We start from the raw sequence: 23,275 nt of genomic DNA on the forward strand, positions 1-23,275 counted from the left end.
CGTCAATGTCATGCCGCGAGGCTAACGAAGCGGAGGGCGCTAGGCCACTAAGGGTTGGCCCCGAAGCCCTTCAGGAAGCCCGCCACCTGGTCCGCCGGCATCGGCCGGCCGAAATGGTAGCCCTGCACCTGGTCGCAGCCATAGTGCTCCAGCGCCTTCAGCTGCGCCGCGTCCTCGACGCCCTCGGCCACCACCTTCATGCCCATCGAGGTGCCCAGGGTGATGACGGCCTTCACGATGGCCTCGTCCTCGGTGTTCTGGACGAAGGACTTGTCGATCTTCAGGCGGTCGATCGGGAACTGGCGCAGGTTGGCCAGCGAGGCATAGCCGGTGCCGAAGTCGTCCAGCGCGATCATCACGCCGGCGTCGTGCAGCTGCTTGACGGTGCTGCTGACCAGGTCCGAGCCCCAGCCCATATAGACGTTCTCGGTGACTTCGATGGTCAGCCGCTCGCACGGCACGTTCCAGCGAGCCAGGCGCTCCTGGATCTCTTCGGCCAGGCGGCCCGAGCGGAACTGGGCCGAGCTGATATTGACCGCCACGCGGCCGAACTCGACGCCCTGGTCCAGCCATTCGCGCATCTGGCGCAGCGCCGCCTCGAAGGCGACGTCGCCCAGCTTCAGCGAGAGGTCCTGGTCCTCGAAGGCCGGCATGAAGCGGGCCGGGGTCAGCACGCCCTGCTCGGGATGGATCCAGCGCATCAGCGCCTCGAAGCCGGCGACCTGGTTCTCGCGGATGTCGACGACCGGCTGGTAGAACAGCGTGAACTCGTTGTCGGCCAGGGCCATGCGCACGTCGCGCAGCAGCTCGATCCGCTGCTCGACCTCTGACCGCATCGACGGCTCGAACACGATGCTGCGGTTCCGGCCCGCCGCCTTGGCGCGATAGAGCGCGATGTCGGCGTTCTTGATCATGTGGGCCGGATCGGCGTCCGGGTCCCCGTGCAGGGCCGCTCCGATGCTGGCGCTGGCCGTGAAGCTGCGGCCGCCGTGCTCGATCGGCCGGCGCAGCAGGTCCTGCAGCTTGGCGATCGGCCGCAGCATGTCGGCCTCGCCGTGCAGGCCGCGCAGGATCACCGCGAACTCGTCGCCGCCCAGCCGCGCGACCGTGTCGTTGCTGCGGAAGGCGTGCTGCAGCATGGCCGCCAGGCGCTTGAGCAGCTCGTCGCCGGCGTCGTGGCCCAGGGTGTCGTTGATGTCCTTGAAGTGATCGACGTCGATCATGATCAGGCCGAACATCTCGCCCAGGCTCTCGGACGCCAGCACGGCCTCCTGGAAGCGGTGTTGGAACAGGGCGCGGTTGGGCAGGCCGGTCAGCGCGTCGCGGAAGGCCAGGGTCTCGATCGCCTCCGTCTGCCGGCGACGATCGGTGATGTCCTTGAACAGGTTGACCAGCTTCTCGGGCTTGCCGTCGGCGCCGACGAACACCTTGCCGACCGAGCGGACCCAGGTCTCGACCCCGTCGGGACGATTGAGCTTGAACTCGAAGACCTTGGCCTCGCCGATCTTGCGGGTGGCGACGAGGTCGGCGCAGCGCTGGCGGTCGTCGGGATGGGCGATCTCCAGCGGATCGTCCTTGAAGACGCAGTATTTCTGCAGCTCGGGCGCGTGACCCGAGAAATAGAGCTCCTTGGTGCGCAGGTCGTATTCGCGGACCAGCAGGTCGTCGAGCTCCAGGGCCATGGTCAGGCGCTGCTTGTCGCGCTCGGCGCGCAGCACGCTCTCGGCATAGCCCGTCACGTCGCGGGCGGTGATCATCACCGCATAGCTCTCTTCGCCGTCCCGGCAGGCGCTGAACTCGGTGCGCCAGACGTGCTGGACGCCCTCGGCGTCCAGGGTCGGCAGGTAGCGCGAGAAGGCGACGCCTTCCTCGGCGCAGGCGAGCAGCACCCCCACGTCCTCGGACGCCACCAGGCCGCCCGCTCCGGCGTCGCCGCCGATCGCCAGGCTGGGCGCGATCCCCTGCGCCGCCCACTCGCGGCTGACGGCCACCAGCATCAGGTCGCGGTCCAGCAGGGCCGCGGCGAACGGGATCTCGCGGATGAATTCGCCGAACGCCCGCGCGCGCGCCTTGGACAGGGCGCGCGTGGCGGTGTCGGCCTCCAGGATCGGTTGGATAGCCAAGGCTTCAATCTTCATGCGTGTCGGCTTTCCGACTTTGTTTTTATTGAGCGTTTCCAATCCCACATATTGGTGTTCGTTCGATAAGAAAGTGTTTGCGACGACGACACAGCGTCAGGACGCATTGTCGCCCTCTAGGGAACGCGCGGGTACAGAAAGACGACCCACAATGGCCACGCCTAGAGAATTCCTGAGCGCGCGGGCGGCCAAGCCGCATTGACAAGCCGGGCCGGGGCTCCGAAAACGCCCGCGCTTAACCCGTCCCGATCCTCTTCCCGAGTTTTCGATGACCTACATCGTCACCGACGCCTGCGTCCGCTGCAAGTTCATGGATTGCGTGGAGGTGTGCCCGGTCGATTGCTTCTACGAAGGCGAGAACTTCCTCGTCATCAATCCGGACGAATGCATCGACTGCGGCGTCTGCGAGCCCGAGTGCCCGATCGACGCCATCAAGCCGGACACCGAGGACGAGGCGGACGGCAAGTGGCTGCGGATCAACGCCGACTACGCCAAGGTCTGGCCGAACATCACGGTCAAGGGCGAGCCGCCCGCCGACCGCGAGGAGTTCGAGCGCGAGACTGGCAAGTTCGAGAAGTACTTCAGCGAAAAGCCGGGCAAGGGCTCGTAAGGGCTAGCGCGATTTCTCAAGCTTGATCCCCCGCCAGGCTACGAAAGCTTGGCGGTGCGCCGTGCATTGCCGGACGCAACCCTTTCATAGGGCTGAATTTTATGCTATTGTCGCTGCCGACGTGACGGTTGCGGCTCTTCGCGACGGTCCGTCTTGTCGAAGAAGTCGGTTCGAGAAGCTATTCGAGCCGGCCCGCCCGATCGAAGGCGAAGGTGTCTTAGAGATCTATTCCCAATCCTGACAGGCTTAGCCCCGCGCACATCATTTCGCGGAGCAAGGACCTGTCGTTTTTGATTGGGGGATGATCACGGCGTTCGGGTCCCGAGGACCCGCATAGATGAGGACGAACATGAGCAAGACTGGTCTGGAATTCTCGGTCGGCGATCACGTCGTTTACCCCGCGCACGGCGTGGGCACTATTCAGGCGGTCGAGACCCAGGAAGTGGCCGGTTATTCGCTCGAAGTCTACGTCATCACCTTCGACCACGAGAAGATGACCCTCCGCGTCCCGACCAAGAAGGCCAAGACGGCCGGCCTGCGTCCGCTGGCGGAAGGCGGCACGGTCAGCCAAGCCCTCACCACCCTGAAGGGCCGCGCCCGCGTGAAGCGCACCATGTGGTCGCGTCGCGCCCAGGAATACGAAGCCAAGATCAACTCGGGCGACCTGATCTCGATCGCCGAGGTGGTCCGCGACCTGCACCGCGCCGAGAACCAGCCGGAACAGTCCTACTCGGAACGCCAGCTGTATGAATCGGCCCTGGACCGCATGGCCCGCGAAGTCGCCGCCATCGAGCGCATCGACCGCGAAGCCGCCATCGGCATCCTGACCAAGTCGCTGGTCAAGGCCGCCTAAGGCAGCCTCTTCCGGTTTCGGAACACGAAGACGCCCTCCGCCCCGCGGAGGGCGTTTTTGTTTGCCTGCACGCCGAAAGGTACAGCCAACTCAACGCTGGCTCACCTAGTCGCCACTAGCCTTCCGAAGCTTCATGCTCAGCGATCAGGCGCTTTCCTAAGAACTCAACACCGGCTCCAAGCTGCACTAAGGCATGAGCCAAATTCGATAGGCCCGAAAAGCTTGTCGCCTCGAGGAGTTCAACCGTTCTCCGATCCTGCAAATCCAGGTGTGCGCCAATTTTGTCAGCTATCGCATGCAGGAAGTCCTGATTGCTCAATTTCTTGCCCCCAAAGATTCCCGCAGACTGGGACAACCACTCATCCAAATCAGTTTCGTGAGTATGGAACTGCCCCGGACTTCCGGAAAATCCCCCCTCCATCCAGAGGCTAAGCTTCCCTTCACCATTCAACTGTTCAGGCGTCCACCAAGTCGGATCAATTGGCGGGCGCACCCAAACTATAAGCGGCTTTCCATCGAAGGCCGCACAGTCCTAAAGGACGTGATTTCCCCGACCACCACCGATTAGCTTACGCAAATGCAAACTGACGGTTACAACCTCGTCCAAATTGCCACCCAATAGACGCTCTAGAGCGCCCCGCAAAAGACGACATTCCCGAGCGAGATCCCCCCAACGCTGCTGGATCTGTGCAAGTGATATTCCCCTCCCCAGATATTCAACCTTTTGCAGCTCTCTCCGTTTGAGCGCATTCGTAATTGCCGGCCCATCGGAGGTATTATTACTGTATAAATAGGACTGATTCGTCGCCTTCAATTCTATTTCATCACTGCCAAAATCGACTTCAGAGCCATTAACATTAATACGAATAATTTTTTCTCTAATTTTTACACGAATAGATAATATCGCCAAAACCTGACCAGCGCTAATCACGCGAATTAAAGGAGTTTCTTTGGCAAATATTATCTTACCTTCATCGTTTTCTACAAATGCGCAAATTCTCCCCGAAATTGAAAACATTGCCTTAAACTCAAAATTTTCCAGCTTCTTGCTAAGAAATACAAAATTAGACTTTACTGGCCATATATTAGGAACTTCAATCATCGTGACGATGCTAAACTCATCAGTCATTTTTTCATTCCCAATCATTAATATGTTGAATTCTCCAAAACACATATTTTATTATTTAACGCCACCTCCAAAAATTACATAAATTCAAAATATCTCTCCAATACTGAATCCCTATACTCGCCGCTGAAGCTGCGCTGAAACCTGCAACTGCAAAATACCTCGCAATCGCAGGCTCCACCCCATGCCTCAACATATCTAGTGGTAGTATTTGCTCATTGGCTATCGCTGAGAAGCTATTGGATCACCCGCGCCCGTCGCGCCGCCTCGACCATGTTGGCCACGGCGGCCTTGGTCTCGGGCCATTTGCGGGTCTTCAGGCCGCAGTCGGGATTGACCCACAGCTGGCCGCTCGACAGCCGCGCCCGGGCCGCCGTCAGCAGCTCGGCCATCTCTTCGACCGAGGGCACGCGCGGGGAGTGGATGTCGTAGACGCCCGGGCCGATCTCGGCCGGGTAGGCATAGCCGGCGAAAGCGTCCAAGAGCTCCATCTTCGAGCGCGCCGTCTCGATCGAGATCACGTCGGCGTCCATCGCCCCGATGGCGGCGATGATGTCGTTGAACTCCGAGTAGCACATGTGGGTGTGGATCTGGGTCGCGTCGGCCACGCCCGAGGCGGTCAGGCGGAAGGCCTCGACGGCCCAGTCCAGATAGGCCTGCCAGTCGGCGCGGCGCAGGGGCAGGCCTTCGCGCAAGGCGGCCTCGTCGATCTGGATGATCTTGGCGCCGGCCGCCTCCAGGTCGACGACCTCGTCGCGGATGGCCAGGGCGATCTGCCGGCAAGCCAGCTCACGCGGGACGTCATCACGGACGAACGACCAGTTGAGGATCGTCACCGGCCCGGTCAGCATGCCCTTCACCGGCCGGCCGGTCAGGCTCTGGGCGTACTGCCACCATGCGACCGTCATCGCCTTGGGCCGCGAGACGTCGCCGAACAGGATCGGCGGCCGCACGCAGCGCGAGCCGTAGGACTGCACCCAGGCGTGCTTGGTGAAGACAAAGCCCGACAGCTGCTCGCCGAAGTACTGGACCATGTCGTTGCGCTCGAACTCGCCGTGGACCAGCACGTCGAGACCGGCCTCTTCCTGCCAGCGGATGGCGCGCTCGGTCTCTTCCTGCAGGAAAGCCTCGTAGGCGGTGTCGGTCAGCTCGCCCTTGCCGTGGGCCGAGCGGGCCTTGCGGACCTCTTCGGTCTGCGGGAACGAGCCGATGGTGGTGGTCGGGAAAGCCGGCAGGTCCAGTTGCTGGGCGCGGCGGCGATCGAACGCGGCGTGGCGCTTGGCCATGGCCTCGGTCGTGGCGGCGAGGCGCGCGGCGACGGCGGGGTCGTGGATCTTCGGCGAGACCTGGCGGGCCTGGGCGGCCTGGGCGCTAGCCTCCAGTTCGGCGGCGACGCTGGCGCGGCCGGCGTTCAGCGCATTGGCCAGCACGGCCAGCTCCTCGATCTTCTGCACGGCGAAGGCCAGCCACTGGCGGACCTCGGGGTCGATCGCGGTCTCCAGGGCCAGGTCGATCGGCGTGTGCAGCAGCGAGCAGGACGGCGCTAGCACGATCCGATCCGCGCCGCGCTGGGCGACGACGGGCTCCAGGCGGTCGAGCAGCTTTTCCAGGTCGGCGCGCCAGACGTTACGGCCGTCGATCACGCCCAGCGACAGGACCAGGCTCTCGCGGCTGGCGGCCAGGGCGGACTCCAGCTCTCGCGGCGCGCGGATGAGGTCCAGGTGGACGCCAGCGACAGGCAGGTTCACGGCGGTCGACAGGTTCTCGCCATAGCCGCCGAAATAGCTGGTCAGCATCAGCCGCAGGTCGGGCGCGGCATGGGTCAGGGCGCCATAGGCCCGGCGCAGCTCGCCGCGCTCGAAGTCGGTGAGGTCCAGGGCCAGGCACGGCTCGTCGATCTGCACCCAGTCGGCCCCGGCTTCGGCCAGACGCTGTAGCACTTCGGCATACACTGGCAGCAAGGCCGACAGCAGCGACAGCGGCGCGAAGTCGGCGTCCTTGGTCTTGGCCAGCTTCAGGAACGTCACCGGACCCAGCAGCACCGGGCGAGTGTGGATGCCTTGCGCCTTGGCTTCCAGGAACTCATCGACCGGCTTGGTCGAGGACAGGGCGAAGGTCTGGCCGCGCGACACCTCGGGCGCGAGGTAGTGGTAGTTGGTGTCGAACCACTTGGTCATTTCTTGCGCCGGGACACCCGTCTTTGGCCCGTGGTCGTGACCGCAGGCGGCGAGTTCGACGCCCTGGCTGCCGCGCGCCATGGCGAAATAGGTGTCCAGCGACACCGACCCGCCGGTCCAGCCGTAGAGGGCCGGGATCGCGCCGACGAGGACGCTGGTGTCCAGCACCTGGTCGTAGAGCGAGAAGTCGCCAGACGGCACGTGGTCCGCGCCCAGGGCTGCCTGGCAGGCCCAGGTCTTGGCGCGCAGCTCGGCCGCGACGGCCAGCAGCGAGGGCTGGTCGCTCTGGCCGGACCAGTAGCGTTCGAGGGCGGTCTTCAGCTCGCGCCTGGGACCAATGCGGGGGAAGCCGAGTGTGGCGACGGTGACGGTCATTCTTGAAAAGCCTCTGCCGGTGTTGTGGCGAGGCTGATCGGGACGCGCGCAGGTGGGCGCGCACGGACGGAAGTCCGGTCACGCCGTAAAGCATGCGACCAGACCGGACACCCCGCCGGAGGACGTTATCTGTCGAGGCAGGTCTCCTGGCTCACGGGTCGTCGCCCCTGCCCTGGCCTTCCCGACACGCCACCGATCCAGCTCGGCGCGTCAGTGACACGTAACGGACAGCGGCTCGCCGCTCACAGTTGCGGGGGCAGCGCCGGATTCGGGGTTTCACGCCCTCACCGACTTCCCTCTTAGCTCCGGGCGCGAACGCCCGCAGACCACGACACAGGCAATAGGCGCTGGAACGGCGCGCCCGTCAAGAATGATATAAAGATATCCTTATATGACCTTCGTTTGCCCTGACCGGACGAAGCGGCTTAGCTGGAGGTTGTCCAAGGAGACGAGACCGGATGAACGACGCCAATGCCCGGCAAGGCGCGGTCACCCGCTTCCTCACCACCGCCCCGCCCTGGGTGTTCGCGCTGTACGGCGGCCTGTCGTCGTTCGCCGTCTATTTCGCCATGTTCGGCTATCGCAAGCCGTTCACGGCCGCCGCCTACGACCACCCGGACGGCTGGCCGTTCGCGATCGACTTCAAGATCGCCCTGGTGATCGCCCAGGTCGCCGGCTACGCCACCGCCAAGTTCATCGGGGTCAAGGTGATCTCCGAGATGCGGGCCAACCACCGGGCCATGGCCATCCTGACCCTGATCTTCGGCGCGCAGATGTCGCTGCTGCTGTTCGGCACCCTGCCGACGGTGATCGGGCCGATGGCCATGTACCTGAACGGCCTGTGCCTGGGGATGATCTGGGGCCTGGTGTTCGGCTTCCTCGAGGGTCGCCGCCTGACCGAAGTGCTGGGCGCCATGCTGTGCGCCAGCTTCATCCTGTCGTCGGGCGTGGCCAAGTCGGTCGGCAAGATGCTGCTGCTGTCCCATGTCGACGACAAGTGGATGCCGGCGATCTCGGGCCTGGTGTTCGCGCCGCTGATGCTGATCGCCGTGGTCGCCCTGGCTCAGCTGCCGCCGCCCAACGCCGCCGACGAGGCCGAGCGGGTCAAGCGCGCCCCGATGACCCGCCAGGACCGCATCGCCCTGTTCGCCGCCCACGCACCGGCCCTGATCCTGCTGATCGCGGTCTATGTGATGCTGACCGCCCTGCGCGACTTCCGCGACAACTTCTCGGCCGAGATCTGGGCCGAGCTGGGCTTCAAGAACGCCGCCGCGATCTTCACCCTGTCGGAGCTGCCGGTCGCGGCCATCGTGCTGGTGGGCCTCGCCGCTCTCATGGGGGTCAAGGACAACCGCCGGGCGGTCGCCTTCAATATCGGTTTCGTGGCGCTGGGCTTTGCTTTGCTGGGCGCCTCGACCCTGGCGTTCCAGCTGCATGTGCTGAGCCCCGTCTGGTGGATGATCCTGGCCGGCGCGGGGCTCTACATGGGCTACACGCCGTTCAACGCCATGCTGTTCGACCGGATGATCGCCGCCACCGGCAAGGTTGGGACGGCGGGGTTTCTGATCTATGTGGCGGACTCGTTCGGCTACCTCGGCAGCATCTCGCTGCTGCTGGTGAAGTCGTTCGGCCACTTCGACATCGCCTGGGCGCAGTTCCTGGCCGTCGGGGCCTATGGCGCCTGCGGCCTCGGCCTGATCGGCCTATTCTTCGCCAATCGCTTCCTGAGGACGCTCTGACATGCGGGCCATCAGCCTTCGCGCCCGGCGCGCGCTCATGGATTTCCTGAAAGACGAGGCGGCCGGCGGCTATGTCCTGATGGCCGCCGCGGCCCTGGCGCTGATCGTCGCCAACTCGCCGCTGGCCGAGACCTATTTCCACGCCCTGCACCTGAAACTGGGGCCGATGGGCGCTCAGCACTGGATCAATGATGGGCTGATGGCGCTGTTCTTCCTGCTGGTCGGGCTGGAGATCAAGCGCGAGGTCCTGGACGGCCAGCTGTCCAAGCCCGCCGACGTGCTGCTGCCCGGCGCGGCGGCCCTTGGCGGGGTGATCCTGCCGGCGGCGATCTACCTGGCCTTCAATCTCAAGCATCCCGACAGCATCGCCGGCTGGGCCATTCCGTCGGCCACCGACATCGCCTTCGCGCTCGGGGTCCTGGCCTTGATGGGCCCGCGCGTGCCGACCTCGCTGAAGGTGTTCCTGACCGCCATCGCCATCATGGACGACCTGGCGGCCATCGTGATCATCGCCCTGTTCTATACCGCGCAGTTGCACCTGCTGGCCCTGGCCGGCGCGGGGGTCGTACTGCTGGTCCTGATCGCCCTGAACCGGCTGAAGGTGCTGGTGCTCTGGCCCTACCTCCTGCTGGGCGCGGTGCTGTGGGTGCTGGTGCTGAAGTCGGGCATCCACGCCACCCTGGCCGGCGTCGCCCTGGCCTTGACCATCCCGCTGCGCGAGGGCGACCACTCGCCGCTGCACCGGCTGGAGCACGCCCTGCACAAGCCGGTCGCCTTCGTCATCACGCCGCTGTTCGGCTTCGCCAACGCCGGGCTGTCGTTCGCCGGCGTCGGGCTCTCGGCCCTGCTGGACCCGGTGCCGCTGGGCGTGGCCCTGGGGCTGTTCCTCGGCAAGCAGGTCGGCGTGTTCGGCGTCACCTTCGGCCTGGTCAAGCTGGGCTGGGCGCGCCTGCCGCGCGGGGCCAGCTTCGGCCAACTCTATGGCGTGGCGGTGCTGTGCGGCGTCGGCTTCACCATGAGCCTGTTCATCGGCGGCCTGGCGTTCAAGGATCCGCTGCTGATCGACGAGACCAAGATCGGGGTGCTGGTGGGGTCCCTGGCCTCGGCGCTGGTCGGCATGGCGATCTTGCGGGTCGCCAAGCCAAGCGCCACCTAGAGCATGGTCCGCCGCGCGAAGGAGACCCGCGTGAAGCTGCTCTACCAGACCCATTCGCCGTTCGCCCGCAAGGCCCTGGTCTTCGCGCACGAGGCGGGTCTGGCCGACCGGATCGAGGTGATCCACCACGAGACCAGCCCCACCGCCCGCAACGCCGAAGTCTTCGCCCTTAATCCGCTGGGCAAGGTGCCGGTGCTGATCACCGACAACGACGAGGCGATCTTCGATTCCGGCGTCATCTGCCAATATCTGGATGGCCTGCACGACGGCCGGCCCCTGATCCCGGCCGCGGAGCGCATCGCGACCTTGCGCCTGCAGGCGGTGGCCGACGGCCTGTCGGAAGCCGGCGTCCTGGTCCGCTGGGAGACCACGCGTCGCCCGCCCGAGCTGCGTTATCCGCCCTTCGGCGACGGCCAGTTGGCCAAGGTCGCCGAGGGCTGCGCCTATCTGGAGCGCACGTTCCAGCCACGCGACACACCGGGCCTGGCCGAGATCGCCATCGCCACGGCGCTGAGCTGGCTGGACTTCCGCGCCGTCCACGACTTCCGTCCGACCTGCCCTCGCCTGGCCGCCTGGTACGACGCCTTCAGCCAGCGTCCCTCGATGCGCGCCACCGCGCTGGAGGGCGAGACGGTCGACGCTTGAGCTTGGCCGGGTTTGGCGCGAAAATACGGGCGGCGGGCGCCCCTAGGAGTAAGAGTTCATGCGGATCCTGATCGCCTCGGCGGCCGTGCTGGCCGTCCTCAGCGCCACCCCGGCCTTGGCCGATGAAAAGCCTCAGCCCGACCGCAGCGCGTGCTTCCGGGCCGACGAGGTCAACGGCTTCAACGTCATCGACAACCGGAATGTCGACGTCTCGATCGGTCCGCGCGACGTGTGGCGTCTGACCCTGTTCTCGAAGGCCCGCGACATCGACACGGCCCTGAACATCTCCGTCGTGGCGCGCACCGGCTCCTGGGTCTGTCAGCCCGCGGACGCCACGGTCGTCGCGCCCGGCCCGATCGGCCCTCAGCCCTACGCCATCACCGCGATCCGCAAGCTGACGCCGGAAGAACTGGCTCCGAAGAAGAAGAAGCCGAAGGCCTAAAGCGGCTGATTGATCGGCGCGGGGGCCGGGCTCAACGCGCCGGGCAGCCGCGCCTTCAGCTTCAGGGCCGGCTTCTCGACCAGGAACCAGGACGCCGCCGCGAACGGCAGGGTCAGGGCCAGCGAGGTCAGCACGTTCAGGCGATCATGCTCTGCCAGCACCTGCTGCAGCGGGAAGCTGTAGATGTAGAGGCCGTAGGACACGTCGGCCGGCAGCCTCGGCGCGGTCATCCGGCCCAGGGCGATGACGGCCAGCGGCGTCCCTAAGAACCAGAGCGGGGTCGGCAGCAGCACGAGCCCCGCCACCGCCGTCCAGGCCGGCGGCTTGACCTCGAAGGCCTCCAACGCCGCGCCGCACAGGAAGAGCCAGCCGTTCAGGGTCGCCAGCGAGGCCAGCCGCGCCAGGTCGCTGCGGGCGTCCAGACCCGTGAAGTGCACCGCCAGGAACGCGCCCGCCGCCAGCAGCGCCAGCCCGGCCAGCACCGGCGCGCGGACCAGCCGCAAGACGCCCAGCAGCGCCAGGCCCAGATAGGCGGTGAACTCCAGCCGCAGGCTCCACAGCGAGCCGTTGACCACATTCGGATACGGCGCGTGCTCGAAGACCTCCGGCAGGTCGTAGGTGACCGCGTAGAGGCTGAGGTTCTTGAGCACATAGAGCCACGGGGCCGCGCCGCCGAAATACGCCGAGACCGGCAGACCGCTGACCAGCGGGCCGAGCACGAGGGCGGTCAGCAGCAGGGCCGCCAGCAGGCCCGGCGCGATGCGCAGCACCCGCTTGGCCATGAACATCCAGACGCCCGGCGTCCGGCGCAGGCTGGCCGTCACCAGGTAGCCGCTGATCACGAAGAAGATCCCGACGCCTAGCGCGCCAGGATCAGGTCCCCATCCGATCATCCAGGGCGGCATGCCATTCAGCACCCGCGCGTGATGGACCAGCACCAGCGCGGCCGCGATCAGCCGGAGGTGATCGAAGCCGTTCGCTGCTGAGCTTGGCCGGGACACACACCTTGCTTAAGGGCGCCCGTCCCGGCCTGACAAGCGATTAGCCGAACAACGGTACGGGTCCGCGCCCGCCGCCGTTCCAGGCGCCCCAATTGGGGAACACGTAGGGCAGATCGGCGGCGGCGACGCCGTACCATTGGGCAATGGCCCCGATATATTCCTCGGTGGCGATCGACGGGATCCAGCGGCCGTCGTTGGAGGCGTCTTCCGGTCCGCCGAAGGTCAGGTCCGGATAGCGGCCGTGCACCTTGCCGTCGGCCAGGGCGCCGCCGATCACCAGGTGGTTGGAGCCCCAGGCGTGGTCGGTGCCGCCGCTGGCGTTGCCTTTGTAGACGCGGCCGAAGTCCGACATCGTGAAGGCGGTGACGTTGTCCTGGAGGCCCAGGGCCTTCATGGCGTTGTAGAAACCGGCCAGGGCGTTGGCGAGGTCGGTATAGAGGTTGGTGTGCGACGCCAGCTGGCCGGTGTGGGTGTCGTAGCCACCCTGGCTGACGAAGAAGCTCTGCTTGTTGTGACCCAGGGTGTTGCGCGCCTCGATCATCCGGGCCGCGCGCAGCAGTTGGCGCGACAGCTCCGAGGTCAGGGCCACGCCCGTGGTCGGGTTGACGAAGTACTTGTCCACCACCGAGGTCGTCGCGGTGATGGCGGCATTGGCCTGGATCGCCTGGGCGTAGGCCGAGGACATGCCCTTGCCGGTCAGGTCGGTCAGCGCGCCGTAGGACGAGCCGTCGGCGAAGACGTCCAGCGCCGCCTGGCGCGCCTTGACCGCCGCGTCGGTGCTGGCGGCGTTGTAGCCGTTGCGGACGATGCCGCCGCTGGACGGCAGGATCAGCGGCGAGGATTGGTCGCCGATCAGGGCGAGGCTGGAACCGGCGACCGAGATCAGCGGCGGCAGGCCGGTGGGGACGCCGGCGCGGTCATTGATCCGCCCCAGGAAGCCGTCGGCGTTGTGGGCGCGCATGCGCATGCCCTGCCACTGGTTCTGCTGGTCCTCGTGGGACATCAGGTTGACCGGACGCAGGTCCGGACGGCTGGTGTAGAGGGCCTTGGTCAGCGGCGCGAACAGGGTGCCGGTGTTGAGCACGACACCCAGGCCGCCCTCGTCCCAGACCGACTTCAGGGCCGTCATCGACCCGTGCAGGCCAAAGCCCGTGCCGGTCAGCGGCACGAGGCTGGACTGAGGCAGGGCGAGGCTCGTGCCGCGCTGCTTGGCGTAGTCGGCATAGCGGCTGTCGCTGGGCACGACCATGTTCCAGGCGTCGTTGCCGCCCAGCAGGAAGACGCCGACCATGGCGCGGTAGTTGCCGCCATCGGCGGCGAGAGCGCTGGAGAGGCCCAGCTGGGTCAGGGCCGCGGCGGCGGAGCCACCGGCGACCATCTGCATGATTTCACGACGAGAGACGGTCATGGCTACGCTTACCGATCCACTTGGAAAAGCGGCGAGGACGCCGCGATGTACAGGGCGACCTGGGCGCGCTTGCGGGCCTGCAGGGCGGGGTCGTTGTTCTTGATGGCGGCCATGGCCGTGAGCAGCGCCTGGCGCTGGGCCGTGGTCATCGTGCCGTTCATCAGGACGAGGTTGATGCGGTCGATGGTCTTGCCGTCGTCCGTCCCATTGGCTTCCCAGCTGGCCCAGTTGGGGACCGTGCCGGTGGCGTAGGTGATCGTCGCCTGCTTCAGGAACTCGCCGCGCGTGCCGTCGCCGCCGACGGTCCAGTCGTAGATCAGGTTGTGGCGGGCCACGACGGTGGGCGCGGTCATCAGCTTGCTGACCGGGCTGACCAGACCCGCGCCCTGCGGCAGCGGGAAGTCGTAGGGATAGTAGTTGAACACCGACGGCGCGCGGAACGGGGCCTGGCCCATGCCGGCGTCGCGGGTCGTGAAGGCGTAGCCGTCGGTGGTGTAGCCGATCGCCCGGGCCAGAGAGGTGGCCAGCAGCACCGGTTCCTTGACCTTGCCCGGCAGCTGCGAGACGACGCGCGCCTCGCTGTCCAGGTAGATGGCTCGGACCACGGCCTTCATGTCGCCGCGCACGCCCGCGCCGTTGTCGGCGAAGACGGCCGCCACGCGCCCGACATAGGCCGGGGTCGGGTTGGCCAGGGTCAGCTGCTGGATCAGGCGCTTGCAGATGAAGGGGCCGGTGTTGGGGTGGTTGAACACCGCGTCCACGACGGCGTCGACACTGGCCTGCTGGGTGGCGTTGGCCGGGACGGTCTTGCCCAGGAACGTCTTGGCGCCGGTGTCGTACCGCGCGGGGTACAGGGCCAAAGGCTTGGTCCAGTCGCGATTGTTGGAGTCCGGCGTGGCGGTGTTGAGCCGCGAATAGGTCCAGCCGGTCAGGGCCCGGGCCACTTCCTTGACGTCGGTGTTGCTGTAGGTGGCGATCGTCGCGCCGGTGTTGTCGGTCTGCGGCGTGCCGTCGGCGTTCAGCAGCACGGTGCCGACCGAGAACAGCTGCATCAGCTCGCGCGCATAGTTCTCGTTGGGCTGGACCTTGCTGCTGTCAGCCATGTCCAGGTAGTCGCCCATGTACGGGTTCAGGGTGACCGCCGCCAGGATGTCCCGGTAGTTGCCGAAGGCGTTGCTCAGCAGGATCTGGTTGAAGGTCGCCAGGCCCGAGGTGTTGTTGATCTCGACCGCCGAGGCGACGACGATCTGCGACAGGGCGAAGGCCACGCGCTGGCGCAACTGGTCGTCCTTGCCGATGGCGTTGGCGTAGAACCGCATCTGCATCGGCGTGGCCGAGAAGTTCTCGCGGGTGCAGTTGGTCTTTTCCGTCCCGGTCAGGGTCGAGCAGAACGTGGCCAGCACCGGGTTGGCGACCATGTCTGCATAGCTGCTGCTCGACAGCGCCAGCTGCTCGTTGAGCCAGGCCTCTTCGCTGCCCAGGGCGTAGATGTGGTCGATCAGTTCCGGCGTCGGGCCGAAGCTGGCCTGCTTGGCCAGCCGCGCGGCCATTTCGCGGGTGAACTCGCGCGGCGAGGTGCCGCCAAGGCCGCCGGTGTTGATCGAGGTCGACTTCTCGGCGGGGGTGGAGGCTGCTCCGCCGCCGCTTCCGCCGCTGGAGCCGCCGCCGCCACAGGCGGTGAGGAAGAAGGCCAAACTCAGCGCCGCGGCCGAGCCAAAGTACTGTTTACGCATGACAAGGTCCCTGACGCGCGGCAGGGGCCGGCGCGCCTTAAGCTGGAAAACCAGGAAAAGTTGAAAGGATGAGCGGGTTTAGCGGTCCTGGAAGACAACCTCCCTGACCGCTCGGACGCCGTTCTGGCGGTGAAGTTGGATGAAGATGTCGACGACGCGCCGGACATGGTCGACGACGTCGGCGCGACGGAGATTGGCCCCGGCCTGCAGCGCCATCAGCGCCAGCTGGTCGACCGCGCCCGCCGGATCGTCGGCATGGACGGTGGTCATGGAGCCCGGGTGACCGCTGGACACCGCGCGCAGGAACGAGAAGGCCTCGGCCCCGCGCAGTTCGCCCAGGATAATGCGGTCGGGCCGCAGGCGCAGCGAGGCCTGCAGCAGGTCTTCCGTCGTGACCCGGGCCTCGCCCTGCTCGCCACGCACGGCCACCAGGCCGACGGCGTTGGGATGGACGAGGCGGATCTCAGGCGCGTCCTCGATCAGGACGAGGCGCTGGTCGAGCGGGACCTCCTTCAGAAGGGCGTTGAGGAAGGTGGTCTTGCCGGTGGAGGTGCCACCGCTGACCACGATGTTCTTGCCGGCCCGCACGGCGGCGGCCAGGAAGTTGCGGATGTCGCCGGCGTCCAGGAAGGCGCGCAGGACGGCGTCGGAATTGGTCTTCGGCGCCAGCACCTGGTCGAAGGCGCCGAACGCGGCGTAGTCGGTCAGGGACAGGTCGCTGACCACGTGCTTGCGGATCGCCAGGGCTAGGCCCTCGCGCGTCGCCGGCGGGGCCACGACCTGCACCCGCGCGCCGTCGGGCAGCACGGCCGACAGCAGCGGATGCTCGCGGCTGACGCCCTGGCTGGACAGGCTGGCGACCTGGCGGGCCAGCCGCCACAGGTTGGTCTCGTCCAGGGCCGGGACCTCGACGCGCTCGGCGACGCCGCCCAGGCGCTCGACCCACAGCTCGCCGGGACGGTTCACATAGAGGTCCGTCACCGCCGGCTCGGCCAGCCAGGGCGCTAGCGGGGCGAGGTACGCCTCGAGATACACACCGAGCTTGGCGGGCGCGGTCATTTGCGCACGCCCGAGAAGTCGAGGTCGCGGGCCACGAAGATCGTCACCGGCGCGCCCTGCGGAGTCTGGATGGTCGGGGCGACCTGGTCGCTCTTCATCACCGTACCGGCCAGGTTGGCCGCCTCGGAGGCCGAGCCGATATAGATCTGCGAGGTCGAGCGGGCGTTGCCCACGGCCGCGACGCCGGCGTTCAGCACCGACATCAGGATCGAGCCGCCGAAGCGGCTGAAGAAGTGGCGGTCGACCTTGCCCTCCAGGCCGCCACGACCCAGCGGGTCGGCGGCGGGCGAGGCGATCTGGATCGAGACGCCGTCGGGACGGATCACCCGGGTCCAGACCACGAAGACGCGCGACGCGCCCATGGCCACGCCCGACTTGTACTGACCGATCACCCGGCTGCCGCGCGGGATCAGCACGGTGGAGCCGTCGAAGCTCTTGATGTCGCGGGTGACCATGGCCCGGGCCAGGCCCGGCAGGTCGGAATTGATCGCCGTCTCCATCACCGCCGGGATCACCGCGCCTTGCGGGATGACGGCGTCGAGATTGCGCATGGCCGTGGCCTTGGCCGGCTCGGCGTCGCTGGTCCCGACGCGGTCGGCGAACTTCTCGTCGGCGTTCAGGCCGGTGTCGGCGGTCTTGCCGGCCATCGGCGCGGCCTGGTCGGTCGGCAGGCTGGCCTTGATCAGGGTCGGCGCGCCGCCGAAGTCGACCACCAGGGTCGGGGCGCGGCGGCGCTGATCGAGATCGGCCGGCGGGGTCGGCGGCAGCGGCTCGGCGTTCATCGCCGCCACCTGGGCCGGGGTCGGCGGCAGGCTGTTGTTTTCGGTGAACTGCGGACCGGGAATGACGGCCGGCGGCGCGGCGGGCGCGGTCATGGCGGTGGCGGCGATGACCTCGGCCTTGCGCGGCGCGCGCGGCTGGGCGTCGGCGCGATGACCGGCCATCCACAGGAAGACCCCGACGCCGAGCACGCCGAAGCCGGCCATGATCACGGGCGTCGGCAGGCCGGCATGGGTGCGGGCCACGACCGGGCGGACTTGCGCGTCGGCGGCGGCGAGGTCCTCTTGGACCTGGGCGGACTGACAGGGATCGGTCATCGGGCGGCCTGCTGGCTGAAGGCGGCGTTGGTCACGGTCAGGCTGGACTTGCCCGAGCGCAGGACGAAGCGCGGGGCCAGCTGGTCGACGACCAGGTAGCCATCGCGGACCACGGCGTTGGCCAGGCCCTCGACGCCGTCGGCGTTGACCACGAACACCGCCGGCAGGTCGGCCTGGGCCGGCCAGGCGAAATAGGTCGCGACACCGTCGTCGAAGATGCTCGAAGGCCGGATGGCCCCGTCGCCCTTCACGGCATAGGCGCTGTTCTTGGCCACCGGCGCGGCGGGTGGGGCCGGCGGCGGGGCGATCACGGCGACCGGCGCGGGGGCCGGGACCAGCATGCGGACCACATAGGCCAGGTCCTTGGTCGAGGCCTTCGGGCCCGCGACGACCAGCTCGAACACATAGCGTCGACGGTCGGTGACCACGGTCATGTTGGTGGCGGCCGTGCGGTCCAGGGGTTTCAGGAACAGCAGGTTGGCCTTCTTGTTCGGCGTCACCTGCCAGCCCATGGCGTCGCCGATCGAGACGTTCTCGATCCGCTCGTCGGGCGCGAACTCCAGCATGGTCTGGATGCCGAAATAGCCGGTCAGGCGCACGACTTGGTCGGGGTCGTAGGCGACCGTGCGGATGCGCGAGTCGATCGCGCCGGGGCGCGGCGTTTCGGTCGCCAAGGCCGGGCCACCGAGAGCGACGCCCAGGGCCAAAGCGGCGAGAAGGGTGCGGGGATAAGCGAAGGTCACTGGTCTCTCCGGGCGCTGGAGGCGGCGCGGCGGGGGGCGGGTGTGCGGCGATAGGTCTGGCCCAGCGGCGCGGCGGGGCCGGCGGTCTGGACGGTGGAGGTGGAGCTGCGATCCGAGACGACGGTGAGCATCCGCGTGCTGATCGGGTCGGACGACGGAGCGTTCGTATCCCGACGGTCCATGGCCACGGCGGCGGCGGCGATGGTGGCGACGCGGCTCATCGGCTCGACTTGGGCGCTGGCGTAGCGGGTCGCGCCGGGGGCGGCGTTGCTGTCCGACCAGGCCGCGCCGGCCAGGCCGCGCGGAAGCCGCAGACCGGCGGCGATGACGCCCAGCGCGATCACCGCCAGCAGCATGACCAGGGCGAAGACCGTGGTCAGCACCAGCACCGTCACGGCCGGATTGATGTCGAAGGCGGCGAACTGCTGGGCAGTCCGCGCTTCGGCCAGGGCCCGTAGCGACGGGGCCAGCATGGCCAGTTCGAGCGAAAGGGTCAGGGTCGCGACCAGCGGTACCAAAGCCAGGGCGATCATCGCCTTCAGCCAGCCCTCGACCAGGCCACGCGTGGCCTCGAACAGGGCTAGACCCACGACCAGCGGCGCGAGCGCCAGCAGAATGGCCAGCACGACCTTGGACGCCAGCAGCACACCTAGCGTGGAGAGCACCAGGGTCATGCCGCCGGTATTGACCGCGAAGGCCCCGAAGCCCGGACCGCCTTGGGTGGCGGCGGCGCCGACGCTGGCGCGGCTGGCCATCAGGGTCGCCGATTGCTGCAGCCCGTCGAAGGCGTCCTGCAGACGGGCGAACGGCGCCTGGCCGTCCAGCAGGATACCGCCCAGCTCGGTCGGGGCCTTGGTCAGGGTGTCATAGACCAGGGTCTGGAACAGGCCCCAGTTGGTGGCCAGGGCCACGACCAGGCCAATCTTCAGCATCGACAGGGCGGCGTCGCCGACGCGCAGGCCGCCTCGGCCCAGGATCAGGCGATAGCCGATGAACACGATGTAGAGGGTCAGCAGCCCGGTCAGCAGCAGGCCGACCGGCGAGCCCGGTCCGGCCAAAGCCGCGAAGCCGCTCTGCGCCAGGTCGTGCACCCGGCAGTCGACCGAGCCGATCAGGCCCGGGACCATCGGCGCGTCGACGGGAAGCTGCGCGCAGGTCGCCATCACGCGGCCTTCACCAGCTGGGCCATCCAGGCCTGCGGATCGTCGCCCAGCTGTTCGCGCAGGGCGTCGAGCTTGCGCACGCTGGTCTCGCGACCCGACAGCACGGTCAGCAGCTCGGGCGAGCCGGCAAGGTTCAGGCGGGCCACGACGCTGTCGGTCCCGTGCTTGATCAGGAAGCAGCGCGAGGTGTCCGGCAGGGTCTTCACCAGCTCGAACTCGTGCTGGGTCAGGCCGAAGCCTTCGCAGTAGTCTTTCGCCTGGGCCTTGGGGTTGGCCATGAAGATCTGGGTCGCGGCCTGCTCGATGATGGCGCTGGCGATGCGGCTCTCGAGCGCGTCCTGGGCGCTCTGGGTGGCGAAACCGACCACGCCGTTGCGCTTGCGCAGGGTCTTTTCCCAGTCGCGGATGCGGGCGACGAAGACGTCGTCATCCAGGGCCTTCCAGCCCTCGTCGATGACGATCAGGGTCGGGTGGCCGTCCAGGCGCTGCTCCACGCGGTGGAACAGATACATCATGGCCGGGGTGCGCAGCGCCGGATCGTCCAGCAGCTGGGTCATGTCGAAGCCCAGGGTCAGGGCGTCAAGATCCAGGCCGTCGGCCTCGTTGTCGAACAGCCAGGCGTGCTCGCCGGTGCCGTGCCAGGGCGCCAGGCGCGCGGCGAGATCGGCGGCGTCGGGACGGCGCGCGCCCCGGAACAGCTCGGCGAAATAGCGCAGACGGCGCAGGGTTGGGGCCTGGTCGAAGCTGGCGTCGACAGCGTCCTTGATCCGCGCCGTATCGTCGGCCGACAGGGTCTCGCCCGGGACGACGACCAGCTTGGCGACCCACTCCGTCAGGAAGCGGCGGTTGGCGGCGTTGTCGGCCAGGGCCAGCGGGTTGAAGCCCGTCGGCTGGCCCGGGCGCAGGGCCTCGTAGCGGCCGCCGATGGCGCGCAGGAAGATCTCGGCGCCGCGATCCTTGTCGAAGAACACGATGCGCGGGCTGTATTTGCGGGCCTGGGCCAGCAGGAAGTTCAGCACCACGGTCTTGCCCGAGCCCGACGGGCCGATGACCGTGAAGTTGCCCAGGTCGCCCTTGTGGAAGTTGAAGTGGTACGGACCGGCCGAGGTGGTCTCCAGCAAGGTCACGGCCGGACCCCAGTGGTTGTCCTGCGCCTGGCCGACCGGGAAGTTGTGGCCGCTGGCGAAGCCGGCGAAATTGGCGGTCGAGATCAGCGCCTTGCGAGCGATGTCCTTGAAGTTGCCCGGGAACTGGGCCCAGAAGGCCGGCTCCAGATTGATGTCCTCGCGCACGGCGATGGCGCCCATCTCGGTGAAGGCCGACATCACCTCGGCGGCCGAGCGGTCCAGGCCTTCGAGGCTCTCGCCGCGCACCAGCACGGTCAGGTGATGCTCGCCGAAGGCGGCGCGGCCCGAAACGACGTCGTCCTTGGCGCGGGTCAGGTCGGCCCGCAGGCTGATGCCGTCGTCGTCGGCCGCCTTCATGCGGCGCAAGGCCAGGTTCATCCGCTCCAGGGTCGGCTGGCGGTCGACGAAGCCGAAGCTCTGGGTGACGACCATCTCGCACGGCAGGCGCAGCAGGTCGTCCAGCATCCCCGGCGTGGTCTGGGCGGGGTAGTCCTTGATCGAGACCATGGCCCCGAAGCCGCGCGCCAGGGCGCCGGCGCGGGAGAGCTCCAGCGTCTCCAGGCCGAAGCTGGCGCGGCGGTACGGCAGGTACTCGCCGGCGTCGCCCTGCGGGACCAGCACCGGGCGCATCTCGCCGTTGTACAGGCAGGACAGGAATTCCAGCGGCTCGGAGCAGCGGCCGGTCGCGCCGTCATAGGTCCCGAGCACCCGCGCTCCATAGGGCGTGAGCGCCGAGATCAGGCTGTCGCGGGCGCTGTCCAACTCGCGGCGATCGGCGGCCTGGACGGCGGCGGCCTCGGCCTTGCCGGTGCCCTTCAGGGCGCGCAGGAAGCCGTCGATCACCCCGCCATGGCCCTGCAGCGGGCGGCGGACGATCGTCAGGAACAGGTCGTTGACGTAGAGCTTCCGCGCCGCGAGGCGCTCGCTCCAAGTGGCGTCGAGATCGGCGCTGAAGGCGTCCGGAAACGCGCCTTGCGTGCGGGCGTCGACCTGGCGGCGGACCACGTGGTGGTAGATGGCGAACCGCGAGCTGGACAGACCGCGCAGCATCACGTCGCGCACGGCCTTGCGGTAGTTCAGCTCCTCGCTGTCGGCCGTCTCGAACGGCAGGCCGGCCAGGTGGATGACCTGCATCAAAAGGCCGTCGCGCGTCTCCAGCGTGACGTCGTCCAGGTGGCGGGCGTACGGCAGGCGCTTGCCGGCCGTCATCTCTTTGCGAGGATTCACGCGCTGTAGCTGTTGCATCGCCAGGCCCGGAAGTTGGGAACACGGGGGCAGCGGCTGACCTTGGTCAGCCACAGGTCGAAGATGCGCGGTTCACGCAGGCACGCCGCGTAGCCGATCGCGTGGATCACCAGCGCGGCCGCGATGGCCCAGAACGACTTGGTGATCAGGAAGAGTTCGGCCGTCACCACCCCGTTCAGCACGAAGTAGCTGTAGGTCACGCCCGCGAACATCTGCGGGCGCGTCAGGGCGCCGAACACCACGTCGCGATCCAGCGGCGCGGCCATGACCTACGCCGCGCCCGAGGCGGCGCGGATGCCGCTGACGATCGTCGTGGCGCCGAACAGGATGAAGCAGCCCAGGATGACCGTCGCGCCGTAGCGCCAGTTCAGGCGGCCCGTCAGCATCATGAAGCCGACGGCGGCCACGGCCATCACCGCCACGGCGGTGGCGACATTGCCCATCAGCGAGCCTTGCAGCCACATCACGCCGGCCAGCAAGGCGCTGGAGCCTTGCGGGTCGGACTGGACGGCCTGGGCGTGGGCCTGGGAAGCGGCGGCCATGAGGGCGGTCGCGAGCGCGGCGGCCTTCGGCTGGAAGAACTTACGCATCACTGGGGAGCTCCAAGGGCGGGAACGGAGAGGGAGGCCCCGGTCGCGGCCATGCGGCCGAGGATCGAGGTCACGTAGGCTTGGGTTTCGGCGTAGGGCGGCACGCCGCCGTGCTTGCGGACGGCGGCGGGGCCGGCGTTGTAGGCGGCCAGCGCCAGGCGGACGTCGCCGCCGAACGTCGACATCATCCGGCGCAGATAGAGCGCGCCGCCACGAATGTTCTGCGCGGGGTCGTGCGGATCGACGCCCAGGTCGCGGGCGGTGCCCGGCATCAGCTGCATGACGCCGATCGCGCCCTTGTTCGAAAGCGCGTTGGAGCGGAAGCGGCTCTCGCGCCAGGCCACCGCCTCGACCAGCTTCGGATCGAGGGCGTAGGCGGTCGCGGCGGTCGAGATCTGCTGGCGCACCGAGTCCGCGCCAAGGGTGGCGTCGGCGACGGGCGTCTCTTCGATCAGGGTCTTGGCGCCGTCGGCGGTGAACACGGCCGGACCGTCGAAACGGGTCACCGCGCCGTCGGCGCCGATCTCCAGCACCTGGGCCTGGGCGGGCCCGGCAAGCAGACCGCCGCAGATCGCAGCCATGGCAAGCAACGCAGCCCGACCGGCGAAATCGATACTCAAGCACGCCCCCATAGAACGATGGATACAGACCCGTATGGTTAATCCATATGTATCCGGAGCGTGCGACAAGCGTAATGCGTCAGGTTATCGCATTAAGATTTTGAATTCGGCGTCAAAAATACTGAACGATAAGAACTTTTTATGCTTAAGCTTGATGAAATGTCGGATGTTGAACTCTATATTTGCGCGTTAACCATCGATTAACTCATGAATCACCAAGCCGCTATG

Annotated in this window: 21 protein-coding genes and 1 riboswitch; of the genes, 6 read left to right on the forward strand and 15 right to left on the reverse strand. The window is 67.3% G+C overall.

Annotation, left to right across the window (positions count from 1 at the left end):
- Nucleotides 1-47: 47 nt before the first annotated feature.
- Nucleotides 48-2,138, reverse strand: coding sequence for a putative bifunctional diguanylate cyclase/phosphodiesterase (locus AC07NI_RS20665; protein WP_494622586.1), 2,091 nt, complete (start codon nucleotides 2,136-2,138; stop codon nucleotides 48-50).
- A 268-nt stretch (nucleotides 2,139-2,406) separates the two neighbouring features.
- Here AC07NI_RS20665 and fdxA point away from each other — a divergent pair, with 268 nt between their 5' ends.
- Entirely contained in the window at nucleotides 2,407-2,748 is a 342-nt protein-coding gene (fdxA, locus tag AC07NI_RS20670; protein WP_494622588.1) for a ferredoxin FdxA, read from the forward strand.
- 349 nt (nucleotides 2,749-3,097) lie between these two features.
- A complete protein-coding gene (locus AC07NI_RS20675; RefSeq protein ID WP_454714006.1) occupies nucleotides 3,098-3,601 on the forward strand; it encodes a CarD family transcriptional regulator in 504 nt (167 codons plus the stop codon).
- 115 nt (nucleotides 3,602-3,716) lie between these two features.
- On the opposite strand, the gene AC07NI_RS20680 is transcribed toward AC07NI_RS20675, so the two are convergent.
- The 3 genes from AC07NI_RS20680 to metE all read right to left on the reverse strand — a co-directional run bounded on the left by AC07NI_RS20680 (nucleotide 3,717) and on the right by metE (nucleotide 7,279).
- On the reverse strand, nucleotides 3,717-3,920 hold the full coding sequence (locus AC07NI_RS20680; protein ID WP_494622590.1) for a hypothetical protein: 204 nt from the start codon (nucleotides 3,918-3,920) through the stop codon (nucleotides 3,717-3,719).
- Between the two features lie 213 nt (nucleotides 3,921-4,133).
- Nucleotides 4,134-4,730 (reverse strand): hypothetical protein, encoded by a 597-nt coding sequence (locus tag AC07NI_RS20685; RefSeq protein ID WP_494622592.1) that lies wholly within the window; start codon nucleotides 4,728-4,730, stop codon nucleotides 4,134-4,136.
- Nucleotides 4,731-4,963: 233 nt separating this feature from the next.
- Nucleotides 4,964-7,279 carry a 5-methyltetrahydropteroyltriglutamate--homocysteine S-methyltransferase gene (gene metE / locus AC07NI_RS20690; RefSeq protein ID WP_494622594.1) on the reverse strand — a complete coding sequence of 772 codons (2,316 nt, stop codon included), beginning with the start codon at nucleotides 7,277-7,279 and terminating at the stop codon, nucleotides 4,964-4,966.
- A 119-nt stretch (nucleotides 7,280-7,398) separates the two neighbouring features.
- Nucleotides 7,399-7,625, reverse strand: a riboswitch (cobalamin riboswitch).
- Nucleotides 7,626-7,737: 112 nt separating this feature from the next.
- Between metE and AC07NI_RS20695 the strand changes: the two genes are divergently transcribed.
- Genes AC07NI_RS20695 through AC07NI_RS20710 form a run of 4 tightly spaced genes read left to right on the forward strand, consistent with a single transcriptional unit; the run spans nucleotide 7,738 to nucleotide 11,261 of the window.
- Entirely contained in the window at nucleotides 7,738-9,018 is a 1,281-nt protein-coding gene (locus tag AC07NI_RS20695; protein ID WP_494622595.1) for a DUF5690 family protein, read from the forward strand.
- 1 nt (nucleotide 9,019) lies between these two features.
- The gene (gene nhaA / locus AC07NI_RS20700) at nucleotides 9,020-10,174 is read left to right on the forward strand and encodes a Na+/H+ antiporter NhaA (RefSeq protein WP_494622597.1); all 1,155 of its coding nucleotides are present in this window, start codon (nucleotides 9,020-9,022) and stop codon (nucleotides 10,172-10,174) included.
- Nucleotides 10,175-10,204: 30 nt separating this feature from the next.
- Nucleotides 10,205-10,819 (forward strand): glutathione S-transferase family protein, encoded by a 615-nt coding sequence (locus AC07NI_RS20705; RefSeq protein ID WP_494622599.1) that lies wholly within the window; start codon nucleotides 10,205-10,207, stop codon nucleotides 10,817-10,819.
- A gap of 58 nt (nucleotides 10,820-10,877) precedes the next feature.
- On the forward strand, nucleotides 10,878-11,261 hold the full coding sequence (locus AC07NI_RS20710) for a DUF6491 family protein (protein ID WP_494622601.1): 384 nt from the start codon (nucleotides 10,878-10,880) through the stop codon (nucleotides 11,259-11,261).
- Here AC07NI_RS20710 and AC07NI_RS20715 read toward each other — a convergent pair.
- The 11 genes from AC07NI_RS20715 to AC07NI_RS20765 all read right to left on the reverse strand — a co-directional run bounded on the left by AC07NI_RS20715 (nucleotide 11,258) and on the right by AC07NI_RS20765 (nucleotide 23,008).
- A complete protein-coding gene (locus AC07NI_RS20715) occupies nucleotides 11,258-12,262 on the reverse strand; it encodes an acyltransferase family protein (protein WP_494622603.1) in 1,005 nt (334 codons plus the stop codon). The two genes, AC07NI_RS20710 and AC07NI_RS20715, sit on opposite strands and share 4 nt — an antisense overlap.
- 40 nt (nucleotides 12,263-12,302) lie before the next feature.
- Nucleotides 12,303-13,670: a DUF1501 domain-containing protein gene (locus tag AC07NI_RS20720; RefSeq protein ID WP_494622605.1), complete on the reverse strand. Its 1,368-nt coding sequence runs from the start codon at nucleotides 13,668-13,670 to the stop codon at nucleotides 12,303-12,305.
- A gap of 8 nt (nucleotides 13,671-13,678) precedes the next feature.
- The gene (locus AC07NI_RS20725; RefSeq protein WP_494622607.1) at nucleotides 13,679-15,403 is read right to left on the reverse strand and encodes a DUF1800 domain-containing protein; all 1,725 of its coding nucleotides are present in this window, start codon (nucleotides 15,401-15,403) and stop codon (nucleotides 13,679-13,681) included.
- Nucleotides 15,404-15,481: 78 nt separating this feature from the next.
- Nucleotides 15,482-16,462 (reverse strand): P-type DNA transfer ATPase VirB11, encoded by a 981-nt coding sequence (virB11, locus tag AC07NI_RS20730; RefSeq protein WP_494622609.1) that lies wholly within the window; start codon nucleotides 16,460-16,462, stop codon nucleotides 15,482-15,484.
- Nucleotides 16,459-17,559 carry a TrbI/VirB10 family protein gene (locus AC07NI_RS20735; RefSeq protein ID WP_494622611.1) on the reverse strand — a complete coding sequence of 367 codons (1,101 nt, stop codon included), beginning with the start codon at nucleotides 17,557-17,559 and terminating at the stop codon, nucleotides 16,459-16,461. Before AC07NI_RS20735 ends, virB11 begins: the two co-directional genes overlap by 4 nt.
- Nucleotides 17,556-18,302, reverse strand: a complete 747-nt coding sequence (locus AC07NI_RS20740) for a TrbG/VirB9 family P-type conjugative transfer protein (RefSeq protein ID WP_494622613.1) — start codon at nucleotides 18,300-18,302, stop codon at nucleotides 17,556-17,558. Before AC07NI_RS20740 ends, AC07NI_RS20735 begins: the two co-directional genes overlap by 4 nt.
- Complete coding sequence (locus AC07NI_RS20745; protein WP_494622615.1) at nucleotides 18,299-19,465, reverse strand: TrbL/VirB6 family protein; 1,167 nt, start codon at nucleotides 19,463-19,465, stop codon at nucleotides 18,299-18,301. Before AC07NI_RS20745 ends, AC07NI_RS20740 begins: the two co-directional genes overlap by 4 nt.
- Nucleotides 19,465-21,837, reverse strand: a complete 2,373-nt coding sequence (locus tag AC07NI_RS20750) for a VirB4 family type IV secretion/conjugal transfer ATPase (RefSeq protein ID WP_494622617.1) — start codon at nucleotides 21,835-21,837, stop codon at nucleotides 19,465-19,467. Before AC07NI_RS20750 ends, AC07NI_RS20745 begins: the two co-directional genes overlap by 1 nt.
- Nucleotides 21,816-22,103, reverse strand: coding sequence for a VirB3 family type IV secretion system protein (locus tag AC07NI_RS20755; protein ID WP_494622619.1), 288 nt, complete (start codon nucleotides 22,101-22,103; stop codon nucleotides 21,816-21,818). The genes AC07NI_RS20750 and AC07NI_RS20755 overlap by 22 nt, the downstream gene beginning before the upstream one ends.
- A 3-nt stretch (nucleotides 22,104-22,106) precedes the next feature.
- Nucleotides 22,107-22,427, reverse strand: a complete 321-nt coding sequence (locus tag AC07NI_RS20760) for a TrbC/VirB2 family protein (protein ID WP_494622621.1) — start codon at nucleotides 22,425-22,427, stop codon at nucleotides 22,107-22,109.
- Nucleotides 22,427-23,008 (reverse strand): lytic transglycosylase domain-containing protein, encoded by a 582-nt coding sequence (locus AC07NI_RS20765; RefSeq protein WP_494622623.1) that lies wholly within the window; start codon nucleotides 23,006-23,008, stop codon nucleotides 22,427-22,429. Before AC07NI_RS20765 ends, AC07NI_RS20760 begins: the two co-directional genes overlap by 1 nt.
- Nucleotides 23,009-23,275 lie beyond the last annotated feature (267 nt).

This window comes from Caulobacter sp. GW821-FHT10E02 (assembly GCF_059415225.1).

Bases quoted from the DNA above. Each gene is read 5' to 3' on its own strand.
- AC07NI_RS20710 (WP_494622601.1), top strand. From the start codon at position 10,878: ATGCGGATCCTGATCGCCTCGGCGGCCGTGCTGGCCGTCCTCAGCGCC.
- AC07NI_RS20760 (WP_494622621.1), bottom strand. From the start codon at position 22,427: ATGCGTAAGTTCTTCCAGCCGAAGGCCGCCGCGCTCGCGACCGCCCTC.
- AC07NI_RS20745 (WP_494622615.1), bottom strand. From the start codon at position 19,465: ATGGCGACCTGCGCGCAGCTTCCCGTCGACGCGCCGATGGTCCCGGGC.
- AC07NI_RS20685 (WP_494622592.1), bottom strand. From the start codon at position 4,730: ATGACTGATGAGTTTAGCATCGTCACGATGATTGAAGTTCCTAATATA.
- AC07NI_RS20735 (WP_494622611.1), bottom strand. From the start codon at position 17,559: ATGACCGATCCCTGTCAGTCCGCCCAGGTCCAAGAGGACCTCGCCGCC.
- AC07NI_RS20695 (WP_494622595.1), top strand. From the start codon at position 7,738: ATGAACGACGCCAATGCCCGGCAAGGCGCGGTCACCCGCTTCCTCACC.
- AC07NI_RS20675 (WP_454714006.1), top strand. From the start codon at position 3,098: ATGAGCAAGACTGGTCTGGAATTCTCGGTCGGCGATCACGTCGTTTAC.
- AC07NI_RS20755 (WP_494622619.1), bottom strand. From the start codon at position 22,103: ATGGCCGCGCCGCTGGATCGCGACGTGGTGTTCGGCGCCCTGACGCGC.
- AC07NI_RS20665 (WP_494622586.1), bottom strand. From the start codon at position 2,138: ATGAAGATTGAAGCCTTGGCTATCCAACCGATCCTGGAGGCCGACACC.
- AC07NI_RS20720 (WP_494622605.1), bottom strand. From the start codon at position 13,670: ATGACCGTCTCTCGTCGTGAAATCATGCAGATGGTCGCCGGTGGCTCC.
- metE (WP_494622594.1), bottom strand. From the start codon at position 7,279: ATGACCGTCACCGTCGCCACACTCGGCTTCCCCCGCATTGGTCCCAGG.
- AC07NI_RS20765 (WP_494622623.1), bottom strand. From the start codon at position 23,008: ATGGCTGCGATCTGCGGCGGTCTGCTTGCCGGGCCCGCCCAGGCCCAG.
- nhaA (WP_494622597.1), top strand. From the start codon at position 9,020: ATGCGGGCCATCAGCCTTCGCGCCCGGCGCGCGCTCATGGATTTCCTG.
- AC07NI_RS20725 (WP_494622607.1), bottom strand. From the start codon at position 15,403: ATGCGTAAACAGTACTTTGGCTCGGCCGCGGCGCTGAGTTTGGCCTTC.
- virB11 (WP_494622609.1), bottom strand. From the start codon at position 16,462: ATGACCGCGCCCGCCAAGCTCGGTGTGTATCTCGAGGCGTACCTCGCC.
- fdxA (WP_494622588.1), top strand. From the start codon at position 2,407: ATGACCTACATCGTCACCGACGCCTGCGTCCGCTGCAAGTTCATGGAT.
- AC07NI_RS20750 (WP_494622617.1), bottom strand. From the start codon at position 21,837: ATGCAACAGCTACAGCGCGTGAATCCTCGCAAAGAGATGACGGCCGGC.